This window comes from Natrinema salaciae, from assembly GCF_900110865.1.
Classification (GTDB): domain Archaea; phylum Halobacteriota; class Halobacteria; order Halobacteriales; family Natrialbaceae; genus Natrinema; species Natrinema salaciae.
On the sequence record NZ_FOFD01000004.1, the window covers coordinates 625,574 to 645,025 of the forward strand.

Sequence of the window (19,452 nt, forward strand, 5' to 3'; positions counted from 1 at the left end):
GACGCCCCCACACGGAGTCGCCTCGACGAGCCGACCCAGTCGTTCGCAGTCGTTCGTCGACCGCGTCGACGGCACAGACCGCGGTGAATGGAGCCGACGCCGCGTGAGTCCCCGCGGTCCGCATCGCCGAATCGTTCGACGGCCCCTCTTATCGAACCCTCTCCGGCAGTAATTTTTTATCCTAATATGGTAATAACGAAATGCTGTGGCAATTGGTGATAGTCATCCACAACCAATCGAGCGAACGAGACGCGGGCGCGGCCGACGAGTCCTCGCGGTTGGTTCGGGGTGGTTGGAAACCGGACACAGCGATCAGGAGGTAGCTGCAACGAATGAGAGACGGAGCCGATAGACGGACGGAGACAGGAGCAGTGTTCGCGAGCCTCGTATTGGTGCTCGGGCTCGTCAGTATGGCGGGAATCGGCGGCGCGGCCCCCCAGCCGGCGCGGCCGGTCGACGGATCACTCGAGACGAACGGTGTGACCGACGCCGCGTCGGTCCCGTCGGCATCAGCGAGCGATGGGAAGACGATCGGGGTGAGCGACCGACGGTCGGTCCGGGTAGCCGACCGAAACGGGACCGAAATAGTCGATCGAAACGCGATCCGGACGGGCGCTCGCATCGCCGAACTGAACCTGACGCCCACAGCGCTCGATGCGGCTGACGGGACCGCGGGCGATCCGACGGTGTACGTCGGTTCGAACGACGGCAACCTGTACGCGCTCGACACACGGACCGGCGAGATCGAGTGGTCGTTCGAAGCCGAGAGCAAGGTGCTGAGTTCCCCGACTGTGGCCGACGGGACGGTCTACGTCGGCGACGATGAGGGGTTCGTCCACGCGATCGACGCGGCCGACGGGACCGAGCGGTGGAGCTTCGACTCGGAGAAGGAGTTCGGCGAGGTGTTCTCGTCGCCGACGGTCGTGGACGGAACGGTCTACGTCGGAGCGTACGACAGCATCTGGGACGAAGACACGCTGTACGCGCTGGACGCGGAAACCGGCAGCGAGCAGTGGTCGTTCGATACCGGCGGCGACGTCTACTCGTCCCCGACGGTCGTCGACGGGACGGTCTACATCGGTTCGAACGACAACAACGTGTACGCGATCGACGCCGACGACGGGACCGAAGAGTGGCGCTTCGAAACGGGCCACTTCGTCCGATCGGCCCCGACGGTGGTCGACGGGACGGTCTACGTCGGCTCCTACGACGGCTCCCTGTACGCGTTGGACGCGGCGAGCGGCGCCGAAACGTGGTCGTTCGACACGGGCGACGACGTCTACGCCTCGCCGACGGTCGCTGACGGGACGGTCTACATCCGCTCGGACGACGTGTACGCGGTCGACGCCGCCGACGGAGACGCGGAGTGGTCGGCGGGAGCTGGCTCCTGGGGCGGTTCCTCGCCGACGATCAGCGGCGGGACGGTCTACGTCGGCTCGGACGACGGTAACCTGTACGCGCTCGACGCCGAAAGCGGCAGCGAGCGATGGTCGTTCGGAACGGGCGATCGGATTCGCTCGACGCCGGCGGTCTTCAACGAGACGGTCTACGTCGGCTCGCTCGACGGACGCGCGTACGCCGTCGACGCCGACGACGGGAGCGAACGCTGGGCGGCCGAGACGGGATCGTCGATCTACTCGTCACCGACGGTCGCCGAGCGGCCGGCGGACGGCGACTCGAGCGACTCTCGCGTCGCGCTCGGCACGCTCGGTCACCACGAGGGCTGGGACGGAAGTTCCAACTCGCCGGTGAGCGGCACGGTCGTCGACGAGTTCGATCGACCGATCGCCGGGTCAAACGTCGAGGTTCGGAGCGAGAGACGCGGTACCGTCGGGACGACGGAAACGGGAGACGACGGGACGTGGTCGCTGACCCTCGACGAAGGCACGTACGACGTCGTCGCCGCCGCCGACGGAGCCAGCGAGACGCGGACGGTCCGGCACGTCGGAGCAGAAACGACGACGACCCACAGCCTCTCGCTGTGTGACGGGCGGGACGTCAGATACGGTCCCGAATCGCCGTCGATCGTCGAACCGGTCGCCTTCCGATCCTGCGTCGACGGCGATGCCGGTGCCGACGACACCGAGTGGGACTTCGGCGACGGGACGACGGCGAACGGCCACGCCGTCTCGCACCGGTACGACGAACCCGGGACATACAACGTCACGCTGACGACCGACGGAGAGACGGTGACGACGTCGGTCACGGTGGCTGACGCCGATATCGTCATCCGCGAGTATCAGGACGCGTTCGGCGGGCGAATCGTGGAGTCGGTCGTCGAAGAGAACCTCTATCGGATTCGGGTCGGGTCGGTCGAACCGGTCGAATCGGTGACGGTCGAACTCGACGGCGAAACGTACGAGGCGACCCGAATCGACGAAGCGGAAGGCGTCTGGGAGACGGCCGTCAATACGTCGACCCTCGAGGACGACGCGACGGTGACGATCACCGCCACCGACGTCGAGGGCAACGAAGTCACGGAGACCTCGTCGCTCGAGGTTATCACCATCCCGGACGAGTTCGTCTTCCTCCTCGACGTCGGCGACAAGGGGCCGGTACCCGCCATCGCCGAACGGGTCGAATACGAGGGGACGTCCGGCAGCTTGATCCCCGCGACGAAGCTCGGCCTCTTCGAGATCACCGTCGTCGACGACGCGAACGAGTACGACGAACTCGGGCCGCTCACCCCGTGGCGGACGGATCTCGGGTTCAACCTCACGGCGAAGATGGGGATCGGAACGACGATCCCGGCGGGCACGCTGAACGTCGACGGTGATATCAACGGTGAGACGAGCGTCGCCGGCAACACTGTGCGCGGCGGCGGCGGGGCCAAAATCGCCTACGACGGCAGCGGGCTCGCGAACGGCTCCAAGGTCTACTTCTTCGCGGGGCTCAAGCGGTCGATCCCCCTGTCCCCGCCGGCGCTGCCCGACGGCGTCGAGGTCGTCATCGGCGGCGACGTCCGCACCGAATTCACCACCGACGGTGAGGGTGACTGGGACATCACCGCCGGCGCCGGCGTCTCGGGCGAGACGCCGGTACAGACGAACGTTGCACCGGGAGTCGATCTCTCCGCTTCGGCTGGGCTCAAAGTCGACTCGAAGGCGACGTTCGACACCCCGCCGGGACTCGAGTTCAAGCGGGGGACGATCGGCGTCCAGGGGTTCGTCAGAGGAAAACTGGACGCGACGGTCTACTCGCAGAGCGTCGCGATCACCTGGCCGAAAGCCGAGGCCGAGTTCGGCTCGAGTTCCGCGAGCGCCGCGAGCCGTCACTGGTTCGCCGACGACCGGGCCACCGAGACCGAGTTCGGCGACTGGGAGGTCGAGAACAAACGCGGCGAGAACCCGCTCCCGTCGGTCGCGACCGTCGACGAGTCCGCCGGGACGCTCGACGTTGCATCGGGAGCGGAGCGGACCGGTACCGAACGGCTCACCGGTCGACCGTACGAGGACACCGAACCGGCCGTGACCTCGGTCGGTAACGAGACGGTCGTCCTCTGGAGCACGCAGCGGGAGAACCGATCGGTCCTCGAGGGACGAGATCTGGTCGTTCGCACTCACGACGAATCGGGCTGGAGCGAGCCGACGAACCTCACCGACGACGATCGGCACGACGCGTCGCCGACGATCGCGGCGGGCGGCGGCGACGAGCTCCTCGCCGGCTGGACGAGAACCGACGCGGATCTCGAAGACGTAAACGCCTCGGCACCGGAGGAGGTCTATCCCCATCAGGAGATTGCCGTCGCGCACTACGACGGCTCCGGCTGGAGCGAGCAGACGCTCCTGACGGACAGCGACGAACTCACGCACGGCCCGACCGTCGCCGGTCGCGACGGGACGTGGCTGGTCGCGTGGGAACGCGATCCCGACGGTGACGTGTTCACCACCGACAACCGGTCGGTCGAGTACGCCGTGCTCGACGGAACGAACGTGACCGAGCGCGGGGTCGTCGACGACGCGATGTCCCCCGCAGTCGGGTCGTCCGACGGGGGATTCGAGCTCTCGTACTACGAACCGCAGGAGAACGGTACCGAGCGCGGGGCGGTCGTTCGCGGGACCGTCACGGATGACGGCGCGTTCGACGAGCGAGCGCGGTACGACAGCCGGGAGTACATCGACCACGACACTGACGGCGGCCGGCTCGCGTGGGCCGACGGGTCCCTCGACGATCCGAACCTGTCGTACGACGACGGAACCGGCGTCGAGAATCTATCGCTGAGCGCGAACATGAGCGACGTCGAGGAGCTCTCCCTCGAGGTCGAGGGCAACGACACGCTGCTGAGCTACCGCGGCCGTCCGGAGACCGACAGGGCATCGGATCTCGTCTATCGGATCGCAAGAGGCGGCGAGTGGATCGCCGACCGTCGCGTCGCGGGCGGGCAGGACGACGAGCTCGCGCTCTATCACTCCGATACGGACCTCTCGGGGAACTCGTTCGATACGGTCTACGCCGCATCCGAGTTCGGTCCGGACACGAAAAACGACGTGTTCGTCGCGTCCCACGACTTCCGGGCCGACTACACGGTCACGGCTGACGCACCGACCAACGTGACCGCGGGCGACCCGGTCACTGTCGAGTACGCAGTGCGGAACGTCGGCGAAACTGAGAACAACGAGTCGGTCCCCGTCACCCTCTCCACGGACGGTGGCGAGGTCGCGACCGAAGCGGTAGGGCCGCTCGCCCCGAACGAGACGGTCAGCGGAACGTTCAACACGACCGCAGACGACAGCGGGACCTTCGACGTCACCGTCGGGTCGTCGGCGACCGACCGAGCCGCGGCCGAGATCGAGACCGGCCGCGAAGGCTGGCTCCCGCGGACGACGTCGGTAACGACCGGTACGCCGGCCCTCTCCATCGAGGACGCCGACGCGACCGTCGACGCGAACAATTCGAGTCAGGGAACGATCGCGGTGACCGTCGCGAACGACGGGGAGATCCCGGCCGCGGACGTCCCGGTGACGCTCGAGTACGGCAACGAGTCGTACGAACTCGCCGTCGACGACGTCCCCGTCGACGGGACTGGAACGGCCACGCTATCGGTCGATCCGACGACGGTAAACGGGTCTTCCCTCGGCGAATTCGTCATCGACCCCGACGGCGAACTGGACGAGCGGACCGTCGCGGACCCGACCTACCGGACGCAGTTGTTCACCGCCGACCTGGCGCTCGTCGGCTCGCCGAGCTACGTCGAGGCCGACGGGGATCTCGAGGCGACCGTCGACGTCGCAAACCGCGGCGAACTCGCGACGAACGCGACGGTTCGCGCTATCGACGCCGATCCGGGCGGGAACGAAACCGTCGAGTACGGCACCGCGACGGTCGAACTCGACGGGACGGCACCGTCCGAGACGACGTTCGAAACGGTATCGGTTCCGCTCGAGGGCGTCGCGGAAGGCGACGCGATCCGACTCGTCGCCGACTCGTCGGCGATCGATGCCGACCGCTCGTCGGCCGGACTCGAAGACGCCGTCGGACCGATCGTCCCCGAACGCGGTCCGGTCGCGGTCGCCGTCACCGATCCGGCCGGCGATCCGATTCCGAACGCGACGGTCCTGATCGACGACGTGGGCGCGACCACCGACGCGAACGGGACCGCGGCGTTCGAGACGCCGACGGGCGACGGCGAGCTCGCGGTCAACGCGTCCGGCTTCCGGGCTGCGACGGCGAACGTGACGGTCACGGGAGACGAAGTCACGGCCGTGTCCGTTACCCTCGAGCCGATACCGGCCGAACTGACGGCACTCGACGCGCCGGACCGCGTCGCGGTCGACGGAAACGCGACGGTCTCGGTGACCGTCGCGAATCCGGCTCCGATCGAACGGGACGTGCCACTGGCGCTCGCCGCGGCCAACGAAACCGTCGACGAGTCGTCGGTCACGGTGGGTCCGAACGCCACCGCGAATCACACGCTCCGGTGGAACCCGACGTCGAACGCGACCGATCCGGTCCCGATAACCGTTTCCTCGCCCCACGACGAGGCGACGACCGAGATCCGGGTCGAGAACGGGTCGGCGTTCGCTGACGATCTCGCCGTCGCAGGGCTGGCGGTGTCGAACGTCTCCGTCGACGAGGAACACGTCGTCCTCGCGAACAACGGCTCGAGCGAACTCGACCTCGGCGACTGGATGATCCGTGATCGCGAGAGCGGCGGCCAAGTCGCCCGCGGACTTGATCCGTTCGCGTTCCCCACCGACTACACGCTCGAACCGAACGCGACCGTGACCGTCTGGACCGGCGACGGGACGAACTCCGAGACGGACCTCTACTGGGGGTACAGCGTTCACGTGTGGAACGCCGAGGGTGACGTCGTGATCCTCGAGACGCCGGGCGGCGAACGCGTCCTCGAGCACGCCTACGGCGACCAGGCGGACTGAGGCCGACAGGTCACGGGTGCGGTCGCCCGCGGCCCCGGTGTCGGTCCTCCGCCGAATGGGACCTCGAATCGCGCGAAACTGAGCAGTCGCGTCTCGAGAGCGGGCGACGACGGAGTCTCGGTATCGTCGAATTGCGCCCCGGAAGTCCGCCTGTCGAGGCCGCGGGAAGCAGTAATCCGCCCGTCGATGCCGCAGGAAACAGTCAGAGTTCGCGTTCGGCCCACCGATCGAGATCGACGCCGACCAGGGGACGAAGCGCCCGCCGGTCCGCGTCGGGCAACGACCGGCACGCACGTTCGTAGTCACGACGGCAGTCGGTCACGTACTCGAGCGCGTCGGCCGCGTCCGCGAGCGCGAACAGGTTCCATCCGCCGGTCTCGCCGGACGCGTACTGTTCGCCGTCGAGCAGAAACTGCTCGAAGCGGAAGTACGCTCGCCCGAGTTGCTCCGCCCGTTCGACCGTCGCGGGGTGGTCGCCGACGACGGCACAGAGTCCCGTGAGTGCACCGAAGAGGACGGCCTGTCGGTCGACGATCGCGCGGTATCGCTCGAGGGTCGGATCGGTTCTGATCCCGCCGAGGGGCGCTTCCATCAACCCCATCGCGCGATCCGTCCAGTAGTCCACGGCGTCGTCACCGAGGCGGTGGACGAGCCGGGTACAGAGCGGAAACATGACCTGCCAGGTGGCGACGACCGTCCCGCGGGCCCCCTCCGCGACGTCGTCGTCGACGACGTCGTCGAAGATGTCGTAGTACTCGCCGACGCACAGCGAAAATTGGAGGACGGTCTCGCGTCGCTCGTCGTCCATCGTGGACGCGTTCGCGAGTCGGTCGACGAGAAACGCGAGTTCCCACTTCGGCCGGCGCGTCCGCTTCGGCAGCGCGGCGTTCGGCGTGAACGCGATCAGCTCGAGCTGCTCGCGGAGCGGGCCGTGCGGTACTTCGGCGAGCAATTCGGAGACCGCACGGTCAATCGTCTCGTTCAGCCGCTCTCTGTCCGACTCGAGCGTCCGGCGGTCGGCGTCGGAAACGTCCAGTGGGCGGTGTAACATACCGTGATCACGGTCCGTCGGGGAGAGCACCGACGCGATCGGGGCGTCCGCCTCGAGAGGGGAGCGTTACCAACCGCACGTGCCACAACAGAGCGAGCAGTCGCCACACTCCACTCTCCCGTCGCTGCAGACCGTGTGGGCAGTGTACTTGCCGTTCATGTCGTCGTGCTCGGTGCAGACTCGACCGCAATCGCAGTCGTGGTCGGTGCAGATGTCTTCGTGCCCCGAACAGGAGTTACACGACGCCGGCTCGACGGAAGATTGCGGGCGGAAACCGTCGTAACCGGGGCTTAGCACGACCGACTCCCCGTCGCGTTCCGCGGTCGCCCCGGCGACGTCCGCGTCCGGGTACAGACGAACGGTGATGGGGCCGTCGAACGTCTCGTTTTCCAGTTTCGCGACGAACCCGACCACCGCACCCGCCTCATCGTGACGGACTTCGGTGACCGTGATCCAGTCGGTCGAAAACGAACGGGCGGCCGTCACGTCGTCGACGTTCAGCGCGTCGTACGACGCCGACTCGATGTATCCGTGCTTCGAGAGCTCCCGCAAGAGTGCCGTTCCGTCCGCCGTCTCGAAGGCTTCCCGAGCCCGCGTTTCGGTCGCGTTCGAGCGGGCGAGTTGCCCGACGCTGTTGCTCGCTGCACCCGCGGTTCCCGTCGCGCCCGCACCGACCGCCGCGGTCGCACCCGCGGCACCGATCGATCGCAGGATGCTTCGTCGCGCCGGCGTTTGCTGATCTCTACTCCGCTGGCCACTTCCGTCAGATGTCACCATAAGCCATGGTCAATAGTATGCATAATAAACGTTTCGTCGAACTAGACAGTATCGAATGCCGTAATGACTCGTTTTCGTTCACTTCCGTGCGATGACGGACGGTCCATCGCGGCGGGAACCGACGACCGCGACCGGTGAGAGTCGTGGCTTTCGTTGCAGCCACCGTGTGGCTCTCTTCCGACCGATCGGATCGCCCGCGAACCACCACCGCCGGTCGAAAGGTTTAGTTCCGGGGACGCATAGGCACAGGTATGGACAAAGGACAGAACACTGGCGGGCTGATGTCCAGTGCCGGACTCGTCCGGTACTTCGACTCCGAGGACTCGAACGCCATCCACATCGACCCCAAGACGGTCATCGCGTTCGGCGTCATGCTGGGCGTGCTGGTCCAGCTGTTGACGTTCGTCGCGTAACGCGGCCACCGACCTTCTTTCGACAGCGACTCGAGTAGCGGCTGCGCTGGCCGGCGGCCTGACGGCGTGGCGAACGGACATGCGAGTGCCGTGGCGCGAGCTTTTTGACGACACCGTTCATACCGGTGGCCATGTCACTGACTGCGGGCGTCGTCGCGGTCCAGGGCGACGTCGAGGAACACGCGGTCGCCATCGAACGCGCAGCGCGGGCCCGCGGCCGCGACGTCACGATCCACGAGATCCGCGAGTCGGGAATCGTCCCCGACTGCGATCTGTTGGCGATGCCGGGCGGCGAGTCGACGACCATCTCCCGACTGGTCCACAGCGAGGGGATCGCCCCCGAAATCAGGGATCACGTCGCCGCCGGCAAGCCTCTGCTCGCGACCTGTGCCGGCCTGATCGTCGCCTCGAGCGACGCCGGCGACGACCGGGTCGACGAACTCGGGGTGATCGACGTCGGTGTCGAGCGCAACGCCTTCGGCCGGCAGAAGGACAGCTTCGAAGCGCCGCTCGACGTCGCGGGTCTCGACGACGAGCCGTATCCGGCGGTGTTCATTCGCGCGCCGGCGATCGATTCGGTCGGCGACGCCGACGTGCTCGCGACGTGGGACGACCGCCCGGTCGCGGTCCGGGATGGCCCGGTCGTCGGAACCTCGTTCCACCCGGAACTGACCACCGATAGCCGACTCCACGGGCTGGCTTTCTTCGAGAACGAGGCCGCGTCGGTGCCCGCGCTCGAGGACGCGCAGTAGTCGGCTCGAGGAGCGCGGCACGCAGTGAGCGGTGCGGGACGAGAGGGCAGGCGGAGAGGTTCGAGGGTAAGCGACGCCTCGGCCGCCGCTCACGCCCGCAGCCGGGTCGAAACGGGTGACTGTTTTATCCCGCCGCGCGATGTGTGCTGGAGGTGTATGGCGAGCGGACACGACGCGGCGTACGAGATCGCTGCCGACGACGAGACGGTTCACAGCGCGTGGAACAACGACCTCGAGCCGGTGCGGACGGTCGAGCCCGGCACTGTCGTCCGCTTCGAGTGCAGAGACTCGACGGGCGGACAGCTCGACCCGGACTCGACGGTCGCCGACGTCGCCGACCTCGACGTCGAGCGGGTCCACACGCTGACCGGCCCCGTGGCGATCGAGGGGGCTCGTCCGGGCGACGTCCTCGCGGTCGAACTGCTCGCAGTCGAACACCGGGGCTGGGGGTACACGCTGGTCCTCCCGGGCGAGGCGGACCTCGGGCTCCTGGCCGACGAGTTCCCGGAGCCGGCGTTGCACGTCTGGGAGTTCGACGGCGACGTCGCGCGGTTCGCGAACGACATCGAGGTGCCGCTCGATCCGTTTCCCGGCGTGGTCGGCGTCGCGCCGGCCGAGGACGGCACGCACGAGACGTTTCCGCCGAGATCGGTCGGCGGGAACATGGACATCAAACAGCTCACGGCGGGCTCGACGCTGTATCTCCCCGTCGCGGTCGACGAGGCGCTGTTCAGCGTCGGCGACGGCCACGCCGCGCAGGGGGACGGCGAGGTCTGCGGGACCGGCATCGAGGCGCCGACGGCCGTCACCTGCCGATTCGACCTCCGGTCGGACCTGTCGATCGACCAGCCCCAGTTCGAGACCACGGGGCCGTTCACGCCGACCGGCCGGAACGAGCCGATGTACGGGACGACTGGCATCGCGGACGACCTGATGACGGCGACCAGAGCGGCCGTCCGGAACATGATCGACCACCTGCACGACGAACGCGGGCTCGACCGGAACGACGCCTACATCCTGTGCTCGGCGGCCGTCGACCTGAAGATCAACGAAGTGGTCAACGCCCCGAACTGGGTCGTCTCCGCGTACCTCCCGGAGCGTCTCTTTCCGGACGAGCAGCGTCGGGCGGCGTGACGAGCGACCGGTGGTAGGCATTTATTCGTCGGGACCGTATCGACGGTATGCGTCGGTATCGACACACCGAACCATCGGGCGATCGAGGGGCTGAGACATCGGGCGGTCGAGGTCCGGCGACGCCAAGCGATCGCCTCGAGAGGACAGCCCCGCACGTCGAACGGACGATATCGCGATGACGGACCCGTCGGGGGACGGACTTCACGACGGCGAGTCGATCGAACAGGGGACGACCGAGCACGCGTCGCAGGGGTCGCTTCCCGAAGGCCTCTCGCGACGGCTCTTCGAGGCCTATCCGGTCAGTATGCTCGTGATCGATTCGACTGGCGAGATCGTGTCCGCGACCGAGCGCGCGTCGGAAACGCTCGGACTCCCGCACGATGAACTCGTCGGTCGAACGTACGATCCGTCCGAGTGGCCCCTCCACTACGACGACGGGACGCCCGTCCCGGCGGCCGACCACCCAGTTGCGCGCGTCTTCGAGACGGGCGACCCTGCGTTCGGGTTCGAACACTGGATCGAACTCCCGGACGGAACCGAGCGATGGTTCTCGAGTAACGCCGCGCCGCTGTGCGACGCGGACGGCAGCGTCGAGTACGTCGCCTTCGCGTTCGAGGACGTGACGCCGTTGAAACGGCGCGAGAAACGACTGACGAGCGACCACGTCAGGCTGCTCGAGTTCCGCGCGGACGAGCCGGCGGTCCCGCCCTCGCTTCGGGTCGACCGCGGCGAAACGCAGATCGAGATCGACTCCGTCGTCTCGCTGCCGGACGGAACCACCGTCCAGTACATGGGAACGGCGGACCTCGCTGCGAGCGACTTCGTCACCGCGATCGAAGAGGTCCCCCACTTCCTCGACGCGCGGTTGCTCAGTTCGATCGCCGGGCACAATCGCATCGAAGCGCACTCGGAATCCGCGACGGTCGCCCGCGTCTTCTCGGCGCTCGGCGGTCGCCCTCGCGAGATCATCGTCGGGCCCGACGAAGTCAGGTTCCGCGGCGAGCTACCCGGCGACGTGGATCACCGGCAGGCCGCGGACGAGATTCGACGGTTCCACCCCACGGCCGAACTGGTGTCCGAGGAACTCGTCTACTCGCCCCATCTGCTGTACGACATCGTCGCCGACGCGCTCACCGATCGGCAGTCGGCCACGCTCGACGCCGCGTACTTCAGCGGCTACTTCGACACGCCGCGGACCAGCACCGGTGACGAGTTGGCGGAGCGGTTCGGTGTCACCCGGCAGACCTTCAATCAGCACCTCCGCAAGGCGGAGCGGACCGTCTTTCAGCACCTCTTCGAGAAGTCCGGCGCGGAGGGGCGCTGACTAGTCAGCGTCACCCCTTACTAGGCTACCCGCGATACAGAGTCGCAATGAGCAATGACACAGCCCACTCCGGTTCCCCCCCGTCCCGGCCGCTCGGGGAGGACAGTTCCGGATACGACCCCATCACGGACACGTTCCACAGCCGATTCGACGGCGGCTCCGCCGCGGTCGTCGTCGCGATCATCGAAGCCGTTGGCGACGTGACGAACCGCGAACCCGACGCGATGTCGCCACTCTACGACACGGTCGATCCCGAAGCGCTCACCGACCTCGTGACGTCCGCTCGAGACCACCCCGTCGACGTTTCCTTTTCCTACGAAGGCTGTTGGGTGACGGTCTCGAGCGACGGCCGCGTCGTCGTCGAACCGCCGGCGGACTGACGGCGTTCGCGGGACACAGTCGCCGTTTCCGGGTCCACGTCAGTCGTTGGATCGTCGGGTCGACGGGCCGCTGGGTCGTCGGTACCACTGCGCCGTTCGCCCCGACTCGCGCTCGAGGGACGGAGCCGACGGCGTCAACGGCGTCGTGCATGCATTCGCGACCGGACATGTTTTCTCCCTGCCGGTCAACGGTATGGATATGCAGGCATCCATCGACGCGGTTCGCGTCGCAGGGACGCCACAGGGGCCGGTCCCCGTGGTCGTCCTCGCCGTCGAGGGAGAGGACGACGTCGTCCCGATCTTTATCGGCTTCAACGAGGCGACCAGCATCGCCCGGGGACTCGAGGCCGAAGACATCGGACGGCCGCTGACCCACGACCTTCTGCTGGACGTCATGGAGGAACTCGGCAGCCGCATCGATCACGTCGTCGTCAACGAGATCTCGGAGCGCGAAGACGGACAGGGCGGGACCTACATCGCCGACATCCACCTCGAGACGGCCCGCGGCGAGACGGTCGTCGACGCACGCCCGAGCGATTCGCTCGCGCTGGCCGCCCGGACCAACGCGCCGATCGAGATCACCGAAGACGTCTTCCAGGACAGCCGAGACGACAGCGAGAAGTTCGCCGAACTCGAAGACATCCGCAACGTGTCGGGTGACCTCTAGATGGACGACGTGCTCGAGGAGTTGTTCGCCGTGATCGAAGCCCGGAAGGAAACGCTGCCAGAGGGCTCCTACACCGCCTCGCTGTTCACCCACGAGAAAGGCGAGAACGCGGTGCTGGAAAAGCTCGGCGAGGAGACGACCGAACTCGTCCTGGCCGCGAAAGACGACGACCGCGAGGAGATCGCCCACGAGGGGGCCGACATCGTCTACCACCTGCTCGTCCTGCTCGCGATGAAGGACATGGAGCTGTCGGACCTCGAGGCCGAACTCGAGGCGCGGCGGTGACGGTGGCCGCGATCCGACGCCGGTTCTGAGATTTTTTAGTTCTTAGTGGTGGATTCGCGCCCGCGCCCGCTCCCGTGCACGCGAACCCGGGATCGGTCCCCGGTCGGCGGGGCGCGAACGTGTACCTTCTTTGTGGGGTAGGTTCCATACCCACTCGTTGTGATAGCGACAGGTTGGGCCGCCGACCGACCGCGAACGGAGTGAGTACCCGTGTCCGACGACACCACCACCACCGACGAAACGGCCGATGACGCCGCCGGCGGGGCCGATTACCGGCAGGTCTCGTTCGTCGCGCTCGCGGCCCTCGCGCTCGTGCTGGCGGCCGCGTTCGCACCCGGAATGGCCGGCGATAGCGGCTCGAGTCCGGGATTCGACGTCGACTGGGACGGCGGGGACGGAAACGGGCCGGAGTTCGATCTCGACGGCAGGGACGGCGGTGACGGCGGCTCCGGCGACGCCCCCGATATCGAGTTCGACTGGCGGCAGTTGCTCGAGTGGTTCACCGTCGACCGCGACGACACGGCGGTGACCGAGAGCGACCCACAGTGCAGGATCATGCTCGATCGGGAGCCGGTCCCCGGACGCCAGGTCACGGCGATGATCCGATACGAGGGCGAACCGCTCACCGGGACGCCAGTGTGGTTCGACGAGCAGAGAGTCGGCGAAACCGACGAGAACGGGCGGGTAACTGGCGAGGTCCCGTACGTCAAGGAGCTGACGATCCGCGTCGGAGCGGGAACGGACGCGACGTGTCGAGCCGGCACGTCCACGTCGTCGTCGACCGCGACGAAGCACATCGCCTCGACGGGCCTCACGGCGTCGGTCGCGTCGGTCGCGTCCGTCGCACCGACGGAACGAACCGCTTCGAGCGCCGCGCTCGGAGCGGCGACCGCGCAGGCCGACGGGTCGGCAAACGCCTCGAGAACGTACCCGATCGACGCCACGGTCCGGCTCGACGTCGACGGCGATCCCTACCCCGGCGAGCGGATCACCGTCGAGGCGACGATCAGGGACGAGCCGATGCGCGAGGCGACCGTCGCCGTCGACGGGACGACCGTCGGCGAGACGGACGCCGACGGCAGGGCCGCAGTGACGGTTCCCGACGACGGCACCGACTCGTTCGAACTCGAGGTCGCCCGCGGCGACTTCGCGGGGACGACGACCGTCGACGTACTGGCGCTCGAGGTGGCGTTCGTCCCCGACGGGATCGCACCGATTCCCGGCAGCGGCGGCGCCGTCGAAGCATCGATAAACGGAACGCCGGTCGAGGACGCGCAGGTGGCAGTCGACGGCGAACCCGTCGGAACGACGAACGAGGACGGGCGACTGGCGATCGACCTGCCGCGCGATCCGACGGCGACGGTGACGGTCAGTACGGAGCGACAGACCGCGAGCGTGTCGCTCGTCGGCGAGTACGGCGCAGCCGCGCTCGTGCTCGCGGTCGTCGTCGCCGGACTGGCGGCGCTCTCGTACCGCGGGTACGGTCGCCGCGGGCCGATCGCCGTTCTCGGGAGCGCGGCGGCGCTCGTCGCAGTGCTCGTCGCCGAGGCGTTCTACGGGCGAGTCGGCGGACTCGTCGCGCTCGGCGTCGTCGCCCTGCTCGGACTCTGGATCGCTCGCTCGCGATCCGACGGGGGGTGGCTCGACGGCGGCGTCCGCGACCTCCCGTCGATCCGCGACCGACTGGACCGACTCGCGTCGTGGCTCGTCGCCGTCGCGTTGCGATGGGTCGACCGACTCGAGGCGCTGCTCGAGCGCGGGCGAGCGCTGGCCGGTGCCGTCGCCGAGTGGCTTCGATCGATGCCCCGCTCGGGGCGAGCCCTCCGGGAACGGTTCGCGGACTGGCTGCGAACGCTCCCGGGACGCGCGCGGGCCCGACTCGTGGGGACGATCGCGGCCGCGCAGACGCTCCCGCTCCGGGCGGTCGCAGCCGGTCTCGGAGCGGTCGTGCTGATCGCGGGCGGCGCCGTCGTCGACGGTGTCCGCGGGGCCGCGCTCGTCACGGCCGTCCTCGCCGTCGCCGCTGCGGTCGTGTTCCGATCCGACGAGACGGCGACCGAATCGACGGAACCCGCCGGGGACGAGGGCGCTCGAGCGGACGAGGAGCGGACTGCGGCGGGTCGGGAATCGGACGATGCGCTCTCGTTTCGCGAACTGTGGCGATCGTTCGCGCGGCGGGTCGCACCCGGCCGGTGGCGCACGAGCACGCCCGGTGAGATCGAACGACGCGCCCGCGCGGACGGGTATCCCAGCGAACCGGTCCGCGAACTGACGACGCTCTTCCGCGAGGTCGAGTACGGCGGTCGGCCCCGCTCGAGGGACCGTCGCGAACGGGCGGCCGACGCCTACGACGCGGTCGAGCGCGCTCGAGACGCAACGAGCGCCGAGGCCGACGACGAGCGCGAACCGGCGTCGGAGACGACGGAGGGAGAGCCGTGAGACGCCGTCGCCAACTCGTCGTCGCCCTGTGCGGGCTGGTCGTCGTCGCGGTCGGCGCGGTGCTCGGATTCTACGGCGCCGAGGAATCCGGCGGTGCCGGCGGCCTCGTCGTCCTGATCGCGCTCGTCGCGTTCGGCCTCGGGGTCTGGAAGATCCGCGGCACGCCCGGTACGTCCGGCGGGGACCGGGATGCGCCGACGGTTCCCTGGGCACCCGACGAACCGTTCGCGAACCCGGCACCCGAGCGAACCGACCGCGACCCCGCGCTCTCGAGCGACGCGCTCGCCGGCGTGATCGAAGCGGCCGGCGAGGAGGCTCGCGATGCGGGAACCGTCGCCGACGGCCTCGCGGTCGTTCGGCCGCCGCTCCGGGAGGCGTTGCTGGACGCCCTCGAGCGAGGGGGGTGGTCGCGGTCGGACGCCGAGGCGGCGCTCGCGGACGGGAGCTGGACCGACGACCGAGTCGCCGCCAGCGTGCTCGCGGCGGCCGTCGATCCGCCGACTCGGCCGCTCCGCGAGCGCGTTCGGGCGTGGCTGTACCCCGAACGCGTCGTCCGCCGGCGGGCACGACGGGCGACGGGCGCGGTCGCCGAGGTCGCCGACGACGCCCTGCCGACGGTGCCGGGCCAGACCGCGCCGCGGAGCGTCCCCGTCCTGCAGCCGCGACTCGAGGACCTCCAGCGCGGCGCCGACGGCCGGCTGCAGCGCGCCGTCGAACCCCGTGCAACCGCTCGCGGACCGGGGCCGACCCGCCCACGGGTCGAGGACGACGCCGAGCGAACGGACGCGCAACCGGAGGGCGACGAACGGAGCGAGACCGGCCCCCGCGCTGCCGAGCGGAGCGACGACGACCGACCAGCCGACGAACGGTCGGCGAGTCGCGATGGGACGATCGGCCGACAGGTGCGCTGGCGGGGAGCGATCGCGGCGACGGTCGCGCTCGCCGTCGCGGGCGTCGCCGACGGGAATCCAGTCCTGCTGTTCGGCGCGGTTATCCCGCTCGTCTTCGTCGCCGCCGGCTCGCTCTCTCGCGTGCGGCTGCCCGACGGACTCGTCGCGACCAGAACGGTGTCGCCGACGCCCGCGCCGCCGGGCCAGCCGGTCACCGTCGCGCTCGACGTGACCAACCGCTCCGACCGAACGATCACGGACCTCCGGATCGCCGACGGCGTCCCCGCGGATCTCGCCGTCCTCGAGGGGTCGCCGCGGGCCGGCGCGACGCTCCGACCCGGCGAGCGGGTTCGCGTGGAGTACCTGGTGGTGGCTCGCCGCGGCGAGTACGCGTTCGAGTCCCCCCAGTGCAGAGTTCGGGGACTCGGAGCCACCGCGGTGGCGACGACGGCGCTGCCGGTAGCGGGCGATCGATCGGTCGTCTGCCGACTCGACGCCGACGCGCCGCCGATCGCGGAGGACGGGACGGGGCGCGTCGGGCAGCTCACGACCGACGACCCGGGTGAGGGGACCTCGTTTCACTCGACCCGGGAGTACCACCCCGACGACCCCGCGGACCGCATCGACTGGCGTCACTACGCCAAACGCGGGACGCTCGCGACGGTCAACTACGAGCGGCAGGTCTCGGCGACGGTCGTGCTGGTCATCGACGCCCGCGCGCCGAACCGCGTCGTCGCCGGCCGCGGGCAGCCGACCGCCGTCGAGTACGGCACCTACGCGGCGACCCGCGCGCTGTCGGACCTGCTGAAGCGTGGCCACGACGTCGGCGTCGCCGTCCTCGGGCTGGACGGCCCCGGGCCGGCCGGCTGCCACTGGCTCGAACCCGCGAGCGGCCCCGAACAGCGCACCCGCGCGCTCGACCTCCTCCGGTCGGTGACCGACGGCCAGTCGGCGACCGGCTCCGATTCGGGTCCGTACCGATCGGACGTCCGACGCCGAGGGCGGACGAGCGAACAGGTCCGCAAGGTGCTCGAGCTCGCCCCCGCGAGCGCACAGCTCGCCCTGTTCTCGCCCGTCCTCGACGACCCGCCCGTCGGTGCCGTCGAAACCTGGCGCGGCGCGGGACTGCCGGTCGTCGTCTGCTCGCCCGACGTCGTCCCGGAGAACACCGTCAGCGGCCAGTACGAGCAGACACGACGGCGGACGCGGCTGGCCCGCTGTCAGGCCGCCGGTGCTCGCACGGTCGACTGGCGACGCGGGACCCCGCTGCCGCTGGTCATCGAACACGCCTTCGCCGCCGACGCGCGGCTCTCGAGCAGCCGACTGACCGGTGGCGGCTCGAGCGGTGGCGGGAGCCGCGACGGCGCGAGCGGGGCCGAGGCGGCAGCCGACGACCGAGTCGAAACGGGGGGTGTCGAGTAGATGTCCCTCGCCGGCCCTCGCCTCGACCGACCGTCCGCGATCGGCGACGAGGGCCGCCCGCGGGCCGCGAGCCTCTGGATCGCCAGTCTGGCCGTCGTCGCCGTCGTCGGTATCGTCGGCGTCGTGATCGGTGAATCCTCGCTGTTGCCGACGCTCGCCCTCGTCGTCGGGATGACCGTCGCGGGCATCGGCCTGCTCGAGCGCGACGGGTTCGTCATCCAGTTCGTGGCACACGGCTGCCTGCTGACGTTCGGCTCGGCGTTCGCGCTGGTCCTGTTCGCGGCCCCGTTCGTCACCCCGTCCGGGCTCGCGGTCAGCGGCTGTGCGCTCGCCCTCGCGGGAATCGGAGCGGCCTGGGCCGACATCGGCGGCGACGATCTGACGCCGGCCGCGACGGGAACCGGGATAGCGTACGCATCGATGGTGATCGCGGCCGTGGTCCTCGCGATCCTGACTCTCGTCGCCGTCGTCGGGCGGACGGTGCTGACCGGAATCGTCGGCGTCTCGTCGCCGGTCGGGTCCGTCGTCGGCTTCCTCCTGATCGTCGCGGCCACCGGCTGCCTCGTTCGACTGGCACTGCGGTGGCTCCCGGTTCGCCAGATGACCCCGCGGGACCGACGCCCGACGGTCGAACGCCGACTCACCGCCGTCCGGCGAGGCCTGCTGTATACGGTCCTCGGGTCGGTGGCAGCGATCGTCGGGATCGTCGTCCTCTCGGCTACGGGCGTCTTCGACGTGCTGACGGCGCTGCCGCTCCTCGCGGCGGCGTTCGGGGCGCTCTCCTCGCCGATCGTCGTCTGGCCGCTCGTGGCGGTCGGCGGCGTGAGCGTCGGTGCCGGTGCCGTCGCGCTCCTGTTGCGACGGCTGACGCGAGACGTCACCGCGCAGACGACGCGGCGGACCGCCGCGGTCGCGGTCGGCGCGGGCCTCGCGGTGCCGTTCGCGCTCGGGCTGGTCCTCCTCGTCGCGAGCGGCGAGGCGACCGTCGGCCCGTTCCTGATCGGAGCGATACTCCTCGTCGGCCTCCTGCTCGGCCCGCTGGCGTTCAGCCTCGTGGTCGGGAGCGGTGTCGTCGGCGCGGCGCTGGGCCTGCTCCCGGCGCGGGCCACCGGACCGGCGATCGCCGCGACGGGGCTCGTCGTCGCCGCCATCGGACTGGGGCGAGCCAACCCGTTCGTCGTCTTCGGCTGTATCGCCGCGGCGATCCTCGTCTGGGACAGCGCGACGTTCGGACTCGGTGTGACGGCCGAGCTCGGCCACCTCCCCGAGACCCGCCGGCTCGAGCTGTTCCACGGTGCCGTCGCCGTCGGGATCGCCGTCGCGGCCGTCGTCGTCGCGGTCGGCCTCGAACTGCTCCGGGCCGGCCTCTTCGCGAGCGCCGGGGCGGCCGGCGCTGCGGTCGTCCTCGTGTTCGGTGCGCTGGTTCTGGTGCTCCCGTTGCGGGGCTAGCGACGGCGGGAGCCGGGTCGATACCTCCCCGCTCCCGGCCGGGCGTGCGATTCGAGGGGAGGCTTCTTGGTGATCTACTGTCACTGTCGCGT

General features: G+C 69.3%; 13 protein-coding genes. 11 read left to right on the forward strand and 2 right to left on the reverse strand.

The genetic code is table 11. The features are described 5' to 3' along the window. Nucleotides 1-332 precede the first annotated feature (332 nt). Entirely contained in the window at nt 333-6,377 is a 6,045-nt protein-coding gene (locus tag BMX07_RS16595; protein ID WP_090619735.1) for an outer membrane protein assembly factor BamB family protein, read from the forward strand. A 202-nt stretch (nt 6,378-6,579) separates the two neighbouring features. On the opposite strand, the gene BMX07_RS16600 is transcribed toward BMX07_RS16595, so the two are convergent. Further along, entirely contained in the window at nt 6,580-7,428 is an 849-nt protein-coding gene (locus tag BMX07_RS16600; protein WP_090619738.1) for a hypothetical protein, read from the reverse strand. 66 nt (nt 7,429-7,494) lie between these two features. Next, the gene (locus tag BMX07_RS16605) at nt 7,495-8,205 is read right to left on the reverse strand and encodes a hypothetical protein (protein ID WP_090619741.1); all 711 of its coding nucleotides are present in this window, start codon (nt 8,203-8,205) and stop codon (nt 7,495-7,497) included. Nucleotides 8,206-8,456: 251 nt separating this feature from the next. On the opposite strand from BMX07_RS16605, the gene BMX07_RS16610 reads away from it, so the two are divergent. From BMX07_RS16610 to BMX07_RS16660, 10 genes are all read left to right on the forward strand, one after another. Next, nucleotides 8,457-8,618 carry a preprotein translocase subunit Sec61beta gene (locus BMX07_RS16610; RefSeq protein WP_090619744.1) on the forward strand — a complete coding sequence of 54 codons (162 nt, stop codon included), beginning with the start codon at nt 8,457-8,459 and terminating at the stop codon, nt 8,616-8,618. Between the two features lie 131 nt (nt 8,619-8,749). Next, complete coding sequence (pdxT, locus tag BMX07_RS16615) at nt 8,750-9,370, forward strand: pyridoxal 5'-phosphate synthase glutaminase subunit PdxT (RefSeq protein WP_090619746.1); 621 nt, start codon at nt 8,750-8,752, stop codon at nt 9,368-9,370. Nucleotides 9,371-9,526: 156 nt separating this feature from the next. Then, on the forward strand, nt 9,527-10,504 hold the full coding sequence (locus BMX07_RS16620; RefSeq protein WP_090619749.1) for an acetamidase/formamidase family protein: 978 nt from the start codon (nt 9,527-9,529) through the stop codon (nt 10,502-10,504). Between the two features lie 175 nt (nt 10,505-10,679). Beyond that, nucleotides 10,680-11,828 (forward strand): bacterio-opsin activator domain-containing protein, encoded by a 1,149-nt coding sequence (locus tag BMX07_RS16625; protein WP_090619752.1) that lies wholly within the window; start codon nt 10,680-10,682, stop codon nt 11,826-11,828. A 47-nt stretch (nt 11,829-11,875) separates the two neighbouring features. Beyond that, on the forward strand, nt 11,876-12,208 hold the full coding sequence (locus BMX07_RS16630) for a HalOD1 output domain-containing protein (protein ID WP_090619755.1): 333 nt from the start codon (nt 11,876-11,878) through the stop codon (nt 12,206-12,208). Between the two features lie 199 nt (nt 12,209-12,407). Beyond that, the gene (locus tag BMX07_RS16635; protein WP_090619996.1) at nt 12,408-12,875 is read left to right on the forward strand and encodes a bifunctional nuclease family protein; all 468 of its coding nucleotides are present in this window, start codon (nt 12,408-12,410) and stop codon (nt 12,873-12,875) included. Beyond that, entirely contained in the window at nt 12,876-13,160 is a 285-nt protein-coding gene (gene hisE / locus BMX07_RS16640; protein WP_090619758.1) for a phosphoribosyl-ATP diphosphatase, read from the forward strand. A 210-nt stretch (nt 13,161-13,370) separates the two neighbouring features. After that, on the forward strand, nt 13,371-15,599 hold the full coding sequence (locus BMX07_RS16645; RefSeq protein ID WP_090619761.1) for a DUF4129 domain-containing protein: 2,229 nt from the start codon (nt 13,371-13,373) through the stop codon (nt 15,597-15,599). Then, on the forward strand, nt 15,596-17,911 hold the full coding sequence (locus tag BMX07_RS25200; RefSeq protein WP_245742140.1) for a DUF58 domain-containing protein: 2,316 nt from the start codon (nt 15,596-15,598) through the stop codon (nt 17,909-17,911). The genes BMX07_RS16645 and BMX07_RS25200 overlap by 4 nt, the downstream gene beginning before the upstream one ends. Continuing rightward, nucleotides 17,912-19,360, forward strand: a complete 1,449-nt coding sequence (locus BMX07_RS16660; protein WP_090619764.1) for a hypothetical protein — start codon at nt 17,912-17,914, stop codon at nt 19,358-19,360. Nucleotides 19,361-19,452 lie beyond the last annotated feature (92 nt).

What these genes read in the sequence shown, in the direction of transcription:
- BMX07_RS16595 (WP_090619735.1), top strand. Translation starts at nt 333, where the DNA reads ATGAGAGACGGAGCCGATAGACGGACGGAGACAGGAGCAGTGTTCGCG.
- BMX07_RS16600 (WP_090619738.1), bottom strand. Translation starts at nt 7,428, where the DNA reads ATGTTACACCGCCCACTGGACGTTTCCGACGCCGACCGCCGGACGCTC.
- BMX07_RS16605 (WP_090619741.1), bottom strand. Translation starts at nt 8,205, where the DNA reads ATGGTGACATCTGACGGAAGTGGCCAGCGGAGTAGAGATCAGCAAACG.
- BMX07_RS16610 (WP_090619744.1), top strand. Translation starts at nt 8,457, where the DNA reads ATGGACAAAGGACAGAACACTGGCGGGCTGATGTCCAGTGCCGGACTC.
- pdxT (WP_090619746.1), top strand. Translation starts at nt 8,750, where the DNA reads ATGTCACTGACTGCGGGCGTCGTCGCGGTCCAGGGCGACGTCGAGGAA.
- BMX07_RS16620 (WP_090619749.1), top strand. Translation starts at nt 9,527, where the DNA reads ATGGCGAGCGGACACGACGCGGCGTACGAGATCGCTGCCGACGACGAG.
- BMX07_RS16625 (WP_090619752.1), top strand. Translation starts at nt 10,680, where the DNA reads ATGACGGACCCGTCGGGGGACGGACTTCACGACGGCGAGTCGATCGAA.
- BMX07_RS16630 (WP_090619755.1), top strand. Translation starts at nt 11,876, where the DNA reads ATGAGCAATGACACAGCCCACTCCGGTTCCCCCCCGTCCCGGCCGCTC.
- BMX07_RS16635 (WP_090619996.1), top strand. Translation starts at nt 12,408, where the DNA reads ATGCAGGCATCCATCGACGCGGTTCGCGTCGCAGGGACGCCACAGGGG.
- hisE (WP_090619758.1), top strand. Translation starts at nt 12,876, where the DNA reads ATGGACGACGTGCTCGAGGAGTTGTTCGCCGTGATCGAAGCCCGGAAG.
- BMX07_RS16660 (WP_090619764.1), top strand. Translation starts at nt 17,912, where the DNA reads ATGTCCCTCGCCGGCCCTCGCCTCGACCGACCGTCCGCGATCGGCGAC.